At 66.6% G+C, this 13,135-nt stretch carries 11 protein-coding genes; 4 read left to right on the top strand and 7 right to left on the bottom strand.

Features of this window, described 5'->3' with window-relative positions; all coding sequences use genetic code 11:
* The first annotated feature begins 6 nt into the window (after window positions 1-6).
* The gene (locus QRN53_RS12935; protein ID WP_285244249.1) at window positions 7-258 is read left to right on the top strand and encodes an FmdB family zinc ribbon protein; all 252 of its coding nucleotides are present in this window, start codon (window positions 7-9) and stop codon (window positions 256-258) included.
* Window positions 259-369: 111 nt separating this feature from the next.
* Window positions 370-1,101, top strand: coding sequence for an RcpC/CpaB family pilus assembly protein (locus QRN53_RS12930; protein WP_285244248.1), 732 nt, complete (start codon window positions 370-372; stop codon window positions 1,099-1,101).
* A 62-nt stretch (window positions 1,102-1,163) separates the two neighbouring features.
* Here QRN53_RS12930 and QRN53_RS12925 read toward each other — a convergent pair whose 3' ends face one another.
* The 7 genes from QRN53_RS12925 to QRN53_RS12895 all read right to left on the bottom strand — a co-directional run bounded on the left by QRN53_RS12925 (window position 1,164) and on the right by QRN53_RS12895 (window position 12,181).
* Entirely contained in the window at window positions 1,164-5,408 is a 4,245-nt protein-coding gene (locus tag QRN53_RS12925) for an AAA family ATPase (RefSeq protein WP_285244247.1), read from the bottom strand.
* A 128-nt stretch (window positions 5,409-5,536) separates the two neighbouring features.
* Window positions 5,537-7,126, bottom strand: a complete 1,590-nt coding sequence (gene guaA, locus QRN53_RS12920; RefSeq protein WP_285244246.1) for a glutamine-hydrolyzing GMP synthase — start codon at window positions 7,124-7,126, stop codon at window positions 5,537-5,539.
* Window positions 7,127-7,212: 86 nt separating this feature from the next.
* Entirely contained in the window at window positions 7,213-7,722 is a 510-nt protein-coding gene (locus QRN53_RS12915; RefSeq protein WP_285244245.1) for a DUF3817 domain-containing protein, read from the bottom strand.
* The gene (locus tag QRN53_RS12910; protein ID WP_285244244.1) at window positions 7,719-8,597 is read right to left on the bottom strand and encodes an SURF1 family protein; all 879 of its coding nucleotides are present in this window, start codon (window positions 8,595-8,597) and stop codon (window positions 7,719-7,721) included. The genes QRN53_RS12915 and QRN53_RS12910 overlap by 4 nt, the downstream gene beginning before the upstream one ends.
* A gap of 77 nt (window positions 8,598-8,674) precedes the next feature.
* A complete protein-coding gene (locus QRN53_RS12905; protein ID WP_285244243.1) occupies window positions 8,675-9,163 on the bottom strand; it encodes a PTS sugar transporter subunit IIA in 489 nt (162 codons plus the stop codon).
* Between the two features lie 40 nt (window positions 9,164-9,203).
* Window positions 9,204-10,943, bottom strand: a complete 1,740-nt coding sequence (locus QRN53_RS12900; RefSeq protein ID WP_285244242.1) for a glycerol-3-phosphate dehydrogenase/oxidase — start codon at window positions 10,941-10,943, stop codon at window positions 9,204-9,206.
* A gap of 101 nt (window positions 10,944-11,044) precedes the next feature.
* Entirely contained in the window at window positions 11,045-12,181 is a 1,137-nt protein-coding gene (locus tag QRN53_RS12895; RefSeq protein ID WP_285244241.1) for a GuaB3 family IMP dehydrogenase-related protein, read from the bottom strand.
* A 202-nt stretch (window positions 12,182-12,383) separates the two neighbouring features.
* On the opposite strand from QRN53_RS12895, the gene QRN53_RS12890 reads away from it, so the two are divergent.
* Together QRN53_RS12890 and QRN53_RS21795 are read left to right on the top strand one after the other, a co-directional pair.
* The gene (locus QRN53_RS12890) at window positions 12,384-12,890 is read left to right on the top strand and encodes a hypothetical protein (protein WP_350224172.1); all 507 of its coding nucleotides are present in this window, start codon (window positions 12,384-12,386) and stop codon (window positions 12,888-12,890) included.
* Window positions 12,891-12,904: 14 nt separating this feature from the next.
* Window positions 12,905-13,057, top strand: a complete 153-nt coding sequence (locus QRN53_RS21795) for a hypothetical protein (RefSeq protein WP_350224171.1) — start codon at window positions 12,905-12,907, stop codon at window positions 13,055-13,057.
* Window positions 13,058-13,135: the final 78 nt, after the last annotated feature.

Genomic DNA, 13,135 nt, shown 5'->3' with positions numbered 1-13,135 from the left:
GCACCAGTGCCAACATATGCTTACGCCTGCAAGGATTGCGGCCACGCCTTCGAAATCGTCCAGTCGTTTTCGGACAGCAGCCTGACATCCTGCCCCGAATGCGAGGGCACGCTGCGCAAGAAGTTCAACAGTGTGGGCGTGGTTTTCAAGGGCTCAGGTTTCTACCGCACCGACTCCCGCGATTCCAAGGGCAGCTCCGTGTCCCCCGCTCCGGCTGCGGCACCAGCGGCGCCCGCCCCGGCTGCTGCGGCCAACTAGCCCCAAGCACTGATAACGACGACGGCCGGCGCCTTGTGGTGCCGGCCGTCGTTGTCCACATAGCCGCCGCCCCCACTGTCCCGGCGCTTTGGCCACCAATAGCGTGGCCGTATGCCTGCATATCCCCGCCGCGGCCGCGACAGCCTCCGAAGTCCCACGAGCACCCGCAACGCCGCCCGTCCCCCCAGGGCGAACCAACGTATCCCGGTACGGCTGGCCCTTTGGTTGGGCCGCAACCGCCGCCTGGCCGCCGCCCTGCTGCTGTGCGCAGCTGCGGCCATCACGGTCAATCAACTGACACCCGCCCCGCTCTCCACCGTGACCGCCCTGGCTGCCGCACGGGATCTGCCGGCCGGTACCGCCCTAACGGCGTCAGACCTGGCCAGCGTCCAGGTGCCGCCCGGAATGGTGGCAGAAGGCTTCCTCCAAGACACCGCAGCGGCCGCCGGCAAACAACTCGCGGCACCGGTGCGAGGAGGCCAGCTCATTACGGACGCACAGCTCCTGGGCCCGGGCCTCCTCACAGGGACACCTCCGGGCTCGGCCGCGGTTCCGCTGCGGATGGCGGACCCGTCATCCATCCAGCTGGTCTCACCCGGCCAGTTGGTCAACGTCGTGCTCACCTCGGCCAACGGGTTCGACCAGCAGGGTCCTTCCGAGGTGCTGGCAGCTGCTGTCCCAGTACTGTGGACCTCGAACAAGGGTGGCCAGAGCGGACAGTGGCTTGGGACGGCAGAGACCGACGGGTTGATCGTGGTAGCGGCAAACGCAGAACAATCATCCCGGCTGGCTGGAGCTTCAACGCAGGGCCGGCTCTTCTTCGTGCTGGTCGGTCCGCAGTGACGCCACCGCCGGGGTTCCCGGACACCCCGGGATTGCCCTCGGCCCGGAGGCAATCCTGCCGGTCAGCCCCAGTGCGGCGGTTTCTGTTCCTTCAACCACGCGTCGTGGTCGTCCTCACGGTCACCCCAGCTGCGGGCGTCATCTTCCGCGGCCTTGCTGGGCAGGATACCTTCGGTGCCCGCGGTTGCCCGCGCCGCCGCCGGAGCTGGCTGCGGAATACCTGCCGGACTCGCTTCGTCAGCTGCCGTTTCGGACTTCTTGTTCTCGCTCATGTCTTCCCCGGCCCGATCTTCCACGGGCCCCTCCTCCTTGGCAACACTGTCTTCCACGTCCACGCCGTCAGCCTCGTTGGTATCCAGGCCAACGGAACGCCGGCCCTGGCTTGGGCGGACGCCCTCGGCGGGGTCACCGGCGTCGTACCGGTTCCCGCCAATGCCGTTCCCGGGCAGGTAAGAAATCCCGCTGACCGGAGCTGCATCGATACCATTGAGCGCCTGGTCAACGTCGTCGTCAAGGAATCCGGCCGAGTTGGCGGCCCTGCCCGGCAGCACCAGGTTCTCGAGGCCGAGGTACCCGGCAATACGGTCGGCACAGGACGACGGGTCGGTGAACACCTCGATGGTCCACAACGGCATATAACGCCATCCCAGGCGTTCCAGCAATTGCGGACGCAGCCTGCTGCGTTCCCGCACGCTCATGGTGCGGTACTGCCCGGTGCCGTCTGACTCGATGGCCACGGGGCGTGGCAGGTCGGCTTCGTCCTTGCCCATGGTGTTCAGCGGGTCAGCCGCGGCCACCACGTCGATGGCGCCGTCGTACTGGTGCCAAACCCGGGCACCGCGGGCGCGTAACCGGTCGCCCAGGTCGGCGACCAGGGGGTCCGCACCGAGCGCCTGTTCGCTGGCGGCGGCCCGGGACGCCGGTGTGCCCAGGTCGGTGTTACCGGAAATTTCGCGGTTCAGCAGCGTGTACAGGTCCACCGCCCCGTGAGTGAGCCTGGTGTGGTCCAGGTCCTCAGGCCGGAAGCAGGTGAGCACGTGCATGGACCGGCGCGCCCGCGTCATGGCCAGGGCGAACTTCTCCCGGCCACCTTCCGCGGAGAGCGGACCGAAGTTGTGGAGCGCCCGGCCGTGCGGGGTGCGTCCGAAGCCTGGCGAGAAAATAACGTGATCGCGGACCAACCCTTGGGCCCGTTCCAGATCCACAACCCTGAAGGACTCAGGGCCGGCACCGAAGAACCCCGCCATCCCGGGCTGGTTGGACAGCTGAAGGCGGATGGACTCGCCGATCCTGGCGGCGTGCCGCAGGCTGGCGGTGACCACGGCAAGCGAGGTACGCGGACGCAGCCGGGCGTGTTCGAATACGAGCTCAACCACCCGGTTGACCTCAGCCACTACGGACTCCACGCCTTCGTGGTCAGCGCTGGGCAGGCCGGTACCGTCGGGCAGGTACTCCACGAGCAGCGACCGGTCCAGGCCCGTGGCCGACTGGCCTTCCGGGAGCCGGCGCAGGCCGCCGTCGTAAAAATTCTTGCTCAACTGCAGGACGAGGTCCTCGTCCACAGCCCGGTACACCACGTTGAGCCGCCATACCGGAAGCACCGCAGAGAGGGCGGTGAACGCGCTCTCCACCCGGTGATGGGCGGACTCACCGGCGGCGAGGCGCTCCACACCGACGGTAAAGGTCCGGGGCGACGCGATGCGCGGGTCGCCGAACGCAATCACCTGGCGTGCGCGGGCGATGGACGGCAGGACGGCCTGCAGCGACGTGGCCTCGGCATCGAGGATCACGACGGCGTCGAAGTGCTGTTCCGCCGGGAGCAGCCCGGTCATCAGGTAGGGGCTGACAGACCACACCGGAACCAGCGTGCCGATCAGGTCAGGGGCCTGGGCGGTCAGGGACGGAAGCGATACCCGGCCGTCCTTGAGCAGGCTGCGCAACAGACCGGCCTGGCGCGGCTGTTCGGCGATGGCTCCGCGCCAGCGTTCCGCCAGGTCCCAGCGGAGGCGCGCGGCGCCGCTGGCGATGTGGGCGTTGTCCGCCAACCGGAACTCGGCTTCGAGCTGGCGGAGGGCGTCGCCGTCGGACATGGCCAGGTAGTCATCGCCGCTGATCATTGCCTCCAGCGCGGACTGCCACCAGGCCAGTTCCAGTTCGGCGGCAACGGACCGTTCCGGGACTTCCCGCTCCGCGAGGTCGGCGAGGAGTTCACCGAGGCCGTGCTCACGCATGTTTTCGATCAGGAGGGTACGTTCCGGCAGCGTCTTGAGGGTGTCGGTGTCCGCCACAAGGCGTTCCAGCCGGTCCATCAACTGCCCGTACGGCGCAGCGGCGAGGGATCCGCCGGCTTCCGTGTGCCGGAGTGCCTGTCCCAACTGCGCCAGCTCCCCGTCCAGCGACCGGTACATGGCGTTCATTTCGGCCAGGCCGGACGGTACTGCGGGATGGCGTTGGGTGGTGGCGTACCCCGCCCAGAGGGCGCGTTGCTCCTGAACCAGGACCAGGGAGGTGTGCAGGTCCGCGATGTGCACGCCCGGGCGGACATATTCCTTGGCCACCCGGCGAAGCCTGGAGCGCTGCATCGAGGTCATCTCGATGCCGCGTTCACGGCGCCACGCCGACGGGGCCGTGGCGGAAATCAGGTCCGTCACGGGCCGGTCAAAGATGTCCGGCGTGAACTTGTCCAGGCTTCCGCGGACGGCAACCAGCAGCTCCAGCTGCTCACCCCATTCGGCAAAGGACTCCCCCAGGCGGATTTCGGCGTGCTCGGCAACGGCATCCATCCGCTCGCGCAAGGCCGGGAGGCTCTTGGCAACGGAGCGGACCAGGTCCTGGGCTTCCTCGGTTTCCTTGCGGGTCAGCAACCGCGCTCCATGCCATGGGCTGGTAGTGGCGGCCTTGCTGAAGCTTCCCAGTTCGGCGGCACGGCGCAGCCTGCCGGCCAGCTCCTCCCGGTCCCGGATGCTGTCCAGGACACTTCGCTTCAACCGGACGGTGGTGGCAGGTGCCGGGTGGATTGAGGTGAGCTCCGCGAGTGATTGCATGGCCTGGTAGGGCGAGCAGCCCCATCGCTCGCGGACGTTGTGGAGCGACGCCACGTGGTCCATGAGTGCATGCCGGTGCCCGGTCAGCGTGGTGTGGAGGTTGCCAAGCTGCGGTTCCAGCGACTTTTCGTTGCGGACGATCGCCCGCACCAGTTGCCCCTTCAGCTGCTGGGCAGTGACGTTCCCGGTGAGCTGGAACAGGATGGACTCCAGCCCCAAGGATTCCAGCTGGCCGGAGACCTCATTCAAGCTGGCCCGGCGGTCACCCACCACCAGTACCGTCTTCCCGGCGTCCACCAGGGCACCGATGGTGTTGATGGCGGTCTGGGTCTGGCCGGTACCCGGCGGGGCGCTGACCACGAGGGAGTCCCCGGCACGGGCAGCATCGATCACATATTGCTGGTCCGTGTCCGCGTCCAGCAGCAGCAGCTCATCCTTGGGATGCCTGTTGTCCAGGTGCGGGAAACGCGAGGGGTCCGGATCCTGGACGTCCACCACCTCGCCCCCGGCCGCAGTGGCCAACGCGGACACGATGGGGTGGGAGTCGTTGATCCAGGGGTCGTCCAGGTTGCCGGAGAGATCGGCGAAGGTCGAGACAAGCAGGTTGTGCTGGGTTTCGGCACCGTGGATGGGCCGGATCAGCGCGGCCAGCCGGTCCAGGACGGGCTGGGGGTCGAACCGGGCGGTGCTGTAGGCGAGGCGAGTTACGGCGTTGACGTCAAAGACGATCCCGTGGATGTTCTTCAAGTGCCGCACCAGGGCAGGGTTGATGTGCGCCTGCTCGGTGAGCTGCAGCTCGAAGTCGTCCTCCCCCGGACGGACGGTGAGGGAGATGGCGGTCAGCATGACGGGGGCGGACACACGCTGGGGCTTGCCCCCGACGGCGGACGTCCACACGACGGTGCCTGCGGACAGGTATCCGGCGTCGATGCCGCGGTCGTTGGAGAGCTCGAAAATCTTTGACCGGATGTTGCGCGATGCCCTGGCCGCGACCACGTACTGCTGGCGGTCCCGGATCAGCGTGGACAGGCGTGTGCGGCGCCCTGCCATGAGTTGGGCGAGGCCCGAGGGATGCGCCGATGTGAGGTCGATGGAGCCTTCGGGAGTCTTCGTGAAGCGCAGCATCGTGTCCGCGCCAGTGACGGGTTTAAGCCCGGACAGCCATTTGCGAAGCTCTTCCGAGCCTTCCGGGTGGCCTTGACCAACTGACACTTCTGCCTTCTTTTCTGCGTTTGCACGTGACGTCCTGGACCATACCGGCATAGATTCGAGAGTAGCCGCTCTGGTGCCGGACTTTGGCGACCGCAACACTGGAGCACAGGAAATTGGGGGGATTCTCCCGGGAAAAACAGTGGCCGGCCTCCGCTGGCGGAGGCCGGCCACTCAAGGGGCTATTCCCATTCGATGGTTCCCGGCGGCTTGCTGGTGACGTCCAGCACCACCCTGTTGACGCCGTCCACCTCGTTGGTGATCCGATTGGAGATCCGGGCCAGGAGGTCGTAGGGCAGGCGCGACCAGTCCGCCGTCATCGCGTCCTCGGAGGATACGGGACGGAGCACGATCGGGTGGCCGTAGGTGCGGCCGTCGCCCATCACGCCGACACTGCGGACGTCGGCAAGCAGCACCACGGGCATCTGCCAGACCTCGTCGTCCAGTCCGGCGGCGGTCAGTTCGGCACGCGCGATGGCGTCCGCCTTGCGCAGCAGGTCCAGCCGTTCCTTGGTGATGTCGCCGACGATCCGGATACCCAGGCCGGGGCCCGGGAACGGCTGGCGGCCGACGATCTCCTGCGGCAGTCCGAGCTGCGCGCCCACGGCACGGACCTCGTCCTTGAACAGGGCGCGGAGCGGTTCAACGAGCTCGAACTGCAGGTCCTCCGGCAGGCCGCCCACGTTGTGGTGGCTCTTGATGTTGGCAGCACCTTCGCCGCCGCCGGATTCGACGACGTCCGGGTACAGGGTGCCCTGGACCAGGAATTTGATCTTCTCGCCATGGGCGGCTGCCTCGGCGATGATGGCCAGTTCCGCTTCCTCAAAGGCGCGGATAAATTCACGGCCAATGATCTTGCGCTTGGTTTCGGGATCGCTGACGCCCGCCAGCGCCGAAAGGAAACGCTCCTGTTCGTTGGCGACGTACAGCTTCACGCCGGTGGCGGCGACAAAGTCGCGCTCCACCTGCTCTGCTTCGCCTTCGCGCAGCAGGCCGTGGTCAACGAAGACGCAGGTGAGCTGATCGCCCACGGCGCGCTGCACCAGGGCAGCGGCCACGGCGGAGTCGACGCCGCCGGAAAGGCCGCAAATGACCCGGGCGTCCCCCACCTGCTGGCGGATGCGTTCCACCTGCTCTTCGAGGATGTTGCCGGTGGTCCAGTTGGGTTCCAGCTTGGCGCCCTTGAAAAGGAAGTTCTCCAGGACCTGCTGGCCGTAGGCAGAGTGCTTGACCTCCGGGTGCCACTGCACGCCGTACAGGCACTTTTCCTCATTGGCGAACGCCGCGACTTCCGCGCCGGCGGTCGTGGCCAGGACGTCGAAGCCTTCGGGAGCCTCGTGGACGGAGTCGCCGTGACTCATCCAGGTCTTTTGGTGCTGCGGCATGCCTTCCAGCACGGAGCGACCGTCGCCCAGGATGGTGGTTTCGGTGGATCCGTACTCCCGCAGCCCGGTCTTGTCCACCTTGCCGCCCAGGGCGTTGGCCATGGCCTGGAAGCCGTAGCAGATGCCGAAGACGGGCACACCCGCTTCGAAGAGGTCGGCACCGACGCTCGGAGCGCCGTCGGCATAGACGCTGGAGGGGCCACCGGACAGGATGATGGCGGCGGGATTCTTGGCCAGTAGCTGCTCGGTGGTGTAGGTATGCGGAACCACTTCCGAATACACATTCGCTTCCCGGACGCGGCGGGCAATGAGCTGCGCGTACTGGGCACCGTAATCAACAACCAGCACCGGCTTCTGGGAAGTCTGGGATGCAGTGGGAGTAGTCACCGTAATAGCCTACTTTGCGCCGTTGCACCGACGCACCTTGAGAAGCCTCCCTGTGACGGAGCAGACGTCCTTAAGGGCCGAAACTCCTAATAGCGCTGCGGCGCCTGCGGGTTGGCGGCGAGTTCGGCCTCCACCTCTGCGTGGAACTTCTTCTCGACAATGAAGGACAGGAACGGCACCACGCCGCCGAGGGCCAGCAGGACCAGCTTCAGGAACGGCCAGCGCATGAGGGACCAGAGCCGGAAGTTGGAGATCAGGTACACCACGTACATCCAGCCGTGCACGATCAGGACCGTGACGGAGATGTTGACACCGTTCAGGACGGCGGGCGGTTCGGCGTCGGCGAATCCGAAACCGAAGGGCTGGCCGGTGAGTGCGCTGGTGCCGCCGGCGAACAGGTACTGTCCGAAGCCGTATCGGACCACCAGTTCCGCACACAGCAGGAGCAGCATGGTGCCGGTCAGGTAGGCCATGACCTTGTAGAACTTCAGGGCCGACCGGATCTGCGCTTCGGTGCCGCCGAAACGGCGCTTCTTGCCGGTTGTCTTGGCGCCGGTGGCCTGCGGCGAGGGGGTGGCCGGTTTCGGATCAATCATGGCTGTACCTTCTGCTGGTGCTGATCAGGTTGCTGCTGTTCGTTCTGCTGCTGGTCGTTCTGGTGCTGGTCCGGGGCATCGGAGTCCTCGGCGTCGTCGAGGGCTTCTTCAAGGTCCCGGTGGTAGTCGTCCTTGACCAGCCGCCACCAGATGAAGATGGCGAAACCGGCAAAAACCACCCACTCGATGGAGTAGAAGAGATTCAGCCAGTTGATCTGCTGCGACGGCGGCTGCGGGCCGATGTTCAGCGGCAGCAGGCTGCCGGGCACTGACGCGGCGCTGACATCCTTGCCGCCCACCACCTCGGCCGTGGCCGAGACGAAGCCAGGGTAGCTGCTGACGCCCCAGTAATTGATGAGTTCTGCGACAGAAACTGCCGAGGCCTCCCCGGCTTTGGGAGCCTTCCCGGGAACCGGCGCTTCAGAGGGAATCAGGCGTCCGGTCAGTTCCACAAGGCCCGACGGCGGGGCTGCCGCGTCGGCAGGGTCCGCGACCCAGCCTCGTGCCACCGGGATCCAGGTTTGCGGGGACGCAGCCGCGCCCGTCAGGGTGGGGGCGCCGTTGACGGCGAAAGCGGAAACGACCCAGTATCCGGTTTTTCCGTCATGGAGCCGGCCGGGGACGAGCACCTGCTTGTCGGGACTGTAGGTTCCTTGGGCGGTGACCATCTGGTCTGAGGCGCTGCCGTGGAAGAACTCCCCGGGCTGGAGGGTGCCGGTGAGCGGCTGGACCTGTTCACTGGCGGGGTTGACCGGCGCTTCGGGCTGGGTGGAACGGCCGAACTGCCACTGGCTGAGCAGCACGAAGACCCCGGAGAGTGCGATCGCGAAGATGAAGCCTGCGATCCATCGGGGTTTAAGGGCTGTTTTCCACACGTCTTAACCGTACTTCGTACTTCTGTAGAACAACTAAACGCCTGGTGGGTCCGGTTGCTGCGGGGGTCCGGGCCGTCCTAGTGGTCGAAGAACACCAGGCTGGAATTGATGAGCTCGGCGATGACTTCTGCGTCGTAGGCCCGCCTCAGGGATTCCCGGAAGGATTCTTTGGACAGCGACCGGGCCAGCGTTGCCAGCACCTCCAAGTGGTCCGAGAACGAACTGGCGGGGGTGGCGATCAGCAGGATGACGGTGGCCGGACCGTCCGTGGCGCCGAAGTCCAGGGCATGGCCGTACTTGGTGATTCCGACGGCGATCGACGTGCGGGAGACGAACTCACTGCGGGCGTGCGGCAGGCCGACCCCGCCGGGAAGGCCGGTTGCCAGCTGGTGCTCGCGGGCGTTGACGTTCTTGAGGAATCCGTCGAGGTCGGAAATCCGCCCGGCGGCGTAGAGCCGTTCGGCCAACTGGTTGGTGGCGTCGGTCTTATCCGTCGCCTCCAGCTCCAGGATCACCATCTCGGGGGTGGTGAGTTCGGCGTCATACGGGTCAAGTGGTTCCGCCAAGGCGTATCCCTTCAGTCAGCAGTGCGGGGTGAACGGCCCCTCAGCGCAAGGGCACGATGTCTTCCACGCCCAAGCGGGCGGCGTCCGCGGATTCGTCGTCCGGCTGTTGCTGGCTGAGGCGCTCGGCCTCCACCCTGGCAATGTAGTGGCGGACTTCGTTTTCGCGCTGCGCGTCACTCCAGCCAAGAACGTCACCCATCAGTTTAGCGACAACGGGGGCAGCGGACACGCCCCGGTCCCACGCCTCGATCGAAATCCGCGTACGGCGGGTCAGGACGTCCTGTACGTGCCGGGCGCCCTCGTGGGTGGCGGCGTAAACGGCTTCGGCCTGGAGGTAGTCATCGGCCCCGGGGATGGGTTCGGCCAACTCCTTGTCCTGCTCGATGATGGCCAGGACCTCGGGTGCCATCGACCCGTACCGGTTGAGGAGGTGTTCGATCCGGGCCACGTGCACGTCCGATTCCTCGGCGGTGCGGTTCCGCCGGTTCCAGGCGGCCCGGAAGCCGCTGGCACCAAGGAGCGGAATGGTTTCGGTGCAGCTGGGCGGAACCCGTTCATCCATGGTGCGGGTGGCCTCGTCCACGGCGTCCTTGGCCATGACCCGGTACGTGGTCCACTTGCCGCCGGCCACCACCACCAGCCCGGGAACAGGGTGCGCCACCACGTGTTCGCGGGAGAGCTTGGCGGTGGAGTCGTTCTCTCCGGCCAGCAGCGGCCGCAGTCCGGCGTAGACCCCTTCAACGTCTTCCCTGGTCAACGGCCGCTTGAGCACCTTGTTGACGTGTTCGAGGATGTAGTCGATGTCCTTGCTTGAGGCGGCCGGGTGGGCCTTGTCCAGGTGCCAGTCAGTGTCCGTGGTGCCGATGATCCAGTGCCGTCCCCACGGGATGACGAACAGGACAGATTTCTCCGTCCGAAGGATCAGACCCACCGTGGACTGGAAGCGGTCGCGGGGAACCACCAGGTGGATGCCTTTGGAGGCGCGGACTTTCAGCTGGCCGCGGTCGGTGACCATGGCCTGGGTTTCGTCAGTCCACACGCCGGTGGCGTTGATAACCTGCTTGGCGCGGATGCTGAATTGCGTCCCATCCTCCCGGTTTTCCACCTTGGCGCCCACTACCCGTTCACCTTCGCGGAGGAAGTCCACCACTTTCATCTGGTTCACGGCATGGGCGCCATAGTAGGCAGCCGTGCGGACCAGATTGGCGCAGTATTTGGCGTCATCCACCTGGCCGTCGTAGTAACGGATGGACCCCACGAAGGCGTCATCCTTCAGGCTGGGGGCGGCGCGCAGGGTACCGCGGCGGCTCAGGTGCTTGTGGAACGGCACCCCCCGGCTGTGGCCGGCGGAAACTGACATCACGTCGTACAGGGCGATGCCCGCGCCCACGTAGGGACGCTCGATGAACGGCTTGGTGAGCGGATACAGGAAGGGCACCGGCCGGGCAAGGTGGGGAGCAATCTCGGACAGCAGGAGTCCGCGTTCCTGCAGGGCTTCCTTGACCAGGGCGAAGTCCAGCATTTCCAGGTACCTCAGGCCACCGTGGATCAGTTTTGAAGAGCGCGAAGAGGTGCCGGCCGCCCAGTCGCTCGCCTCGACGATGCCAACGCTCAGTCCTCGCGTCACGGCGTCCAGCGCTGCTCCGGTGCCGACGATGCCGCCGCCGACGATCAGGATGTCCAGTTCCCGACCCGGTTCGGTGGTGGCCCGCAGCCGCTCGATCGCCGCTTCCCGGGCTTCCGGTCCGAGGACCCCGCCGTTTACAGGAACACTCTTCATTGAACGCCTCCAGTGCCTCTAGTGCCGCCAGTAAGCCCACACTACTTGCAACCGGCGTCCTTTGGGCAGGGCAGCGCGGACCGCGCTGCCCTGCCTCCGGGTCAGTTTCCCTCGTAAGGCGACACGACGACGTCGACCCGCTGGAATTCCTTCAGGTCCGAGTAGCCGGTGGTCGCCATGGAGCGCCGCAGCGCACCGATGAGGTTTGACGTGCCGTTGGTGTGGTGGCCCGGGCCGAAGAGGACTTCCTCGAGCGGGCCCACGGTGCCGACGTTGGCGCGGTCGCCGCGGGGCAGTTCCGTGTGGTGCGCTTCCTGGCCCCAGTGCCATCCCTTGCCTGGTGCTTCCTCCGCCCGGGCCAGTGCGCTGCCCAGCATGACGGCGTCGGCGCCCATCGCGATGGCCTTGACGATGTCACCCGAGGTGCCCATCCCGCCGTCGGCAATCACGTGCACGTAGCGGCCGCCGGACTCGTCCATGTAGTCACGGCGGGCGGCAGCGACGTCGGAGATGGCTGACGCCATGGGCGAGTGGATGCCCAGGGCGCGCCGCGTGGTGGTGGTGGCGCCGCCGCCGAAGCCCACCAGCACACCGGCCGCACCGGTGCGCATCAGGTGCAGGGCGGGCGTGTAGCCGGCGGCGCCGCCGACGATGACGGGGACGTCGAGTTCATAGATGAACTGCTTCAGGTTCAGCGGCTCGTGGTTCTTGGAGACATGCTCGGCGGACACGGTGGTCCCGCGGATGACGAAGATGTCGACGCCGGCGGCCACGACTGTCTTGTAGTGTTCCTGGGTGCGCTGCGGGGTCAGGGACCCGGCCACGGTGACACCGGCTTCGCGCATCTCGGCCAGGCGGGACGTGATGAGCTCGGGCTGGATGGGTGCGAGGTACAGTTCCTGCATCCGTCCGGTCACGGCCGGGCTGTTGGTTTCATCCTCCAGGGCAGCGATCTCGTCGAGGACCGGCTGCGGATCCTCATAGCGGGTCCACAGGCCTTCGAGGTCCAGCACGCCGAGGCCGCCCAGCTTGCCCAGGGCAATTGCAGTGGCCGGGGACATGGCCGAATCCATCGGCGCTGCGATCACCGGCATGTCGAACTGGTACGCGTCGATCTGCCAGGAGACCGAGACATCCTTGGGGTCACGGGTGCGACGGTTGGGGACGATTGCAATGTCATCCAGGGAGTAGGCACGACGCCCACGCTTGCCACGGCCGATCTCGATCTCATAAGTCACTGCTCTAGGTTATCCCAGCAGGCATCCTGTACAGGCCGGGACGGGAGTGGCGCCCTACCCGCCACTCCCCACCTGGTCGCGTGCATCGTTGTCCCATCCACGGTCCTGGGCCGGGCAAGGGAATCATTCAGGCGGCGCGTCGGCGTTCATCCCGCTCTCCGCAAGGCTCTTGAGGAAGACCTGGCCAGGTGGCGTGACCCTAATGGCACCGCGTCTTACGGACGCCTGTGAGGCGCACCCTTCCCGCTACAGTGGCCTGATGGGCAGCCGCTGGACATTTGACGGGCACATTGCCGGGATTGGCACTTCCTCCGGGCTGCGCGCCGTCGTGGGCATGTGGCAGGAGTCCCCTTTTGGGTCGTTCGCAGATGTCATGGTGCAACAGCCTTCGGGACACCGGCTGCTGCTGGCACCAACACCCGAGGTGGCCGGCTTCATTGCCGCCACCTACACCTTTGATGAAGTGCGGGTGCTGGACGTTGCTGCCTCGCTCACCGAGCAGACGTTGACGGTCGACGCCGGTCCGCTGGCAATTCGGGCCGTCACCGGTGCGAGGACCCTGCTGGGAACAGCCTTGCGGCAGTACCCAGGCGCCTTGCCGTCCATCCCCGCTGGCTCGCCGCGGTCAATCCGTTCGCTGCCCTCGCGGCACCCGGCGCCCGCACGTACGGAACTGCCGGCAGTGGAAGGTCGGAGTTCTATGGGCTGACGGACCTGCACCACGTGGCGTCCGCCGTCGTCAGCTGGCATGGGGCGGACACCGGGGCGCTGGCCCCCATCCGGCCCGCCGTCACGTTCGGCTTCAGCAGCGTGCCGCCGCGGCCAAGTGTGGCACGCGTGCGAACCACCATCGTGGGCGGCACGGATGCCCGATAGAACTCCCCATCGCCGCAGCCGATGCCTAGGTGTTCTTCCCACGGAGATTGTGAGCGTGGCCTGAAGTAAAAAGGCGAG

Source organism: Pseudarthrobacter sp. fls2-241-R2A-127 (assembly GCF_030209355.1).
In the GTDB taxonomy this organism is placed as follows: Bacteria; Actinomycetota; Actinomycetes; order Actinomycetales; family Micrococcaceae; genus Arthrobacter.
The sequence above is the reverse complement of the archived record's forward strand: the minus strand, read 5'-3'. Positions and strand labels throughout refer to the sequence as shown.

What these genes read in the sequence shown, in the direction of transcription:
- QRN53_RS12900 (WP_285244242.1), bottom strand. Translation starts at nt 10,943, where the DNA reads ATGAAGAGTGTTCCTGTAAACGGCGGGGTCCTCGGACCGGAAGCCCGG.
- QRN53_RS12930 (WP_285244248.1), top strand. Translation starts at nt 370, where the DNA reads ATGCCTGCATATCCCCGCCGCGGCCGCGACAGCCTCCGAAGTCCCACG.
- QRN53_RS12925 (WP_285244247.1), bottom strand. Translation starts at nt 5,408, where the DNA reads ATGCCGGTATGGTCCAGGACGTCACGTGCAAACGCAGAAAAGAAGGCA.
- QRN53_RS12915 (WP_285244245.1), bottom strand. Translation starts at nt 7,722, where the DNA reads ATGATTGATCCGAAACCGGCCACCCCCTCGCCGCAGGCCACCGGCGCC.
- QRN53_RS12890 (WP_350224172.1), top strand. Translation starts at nt 12,384, where the DNA reads ATGGCACCGCGTCTTACGGACGCCTGTGAGGCGCACCCTTCCCGCTAC.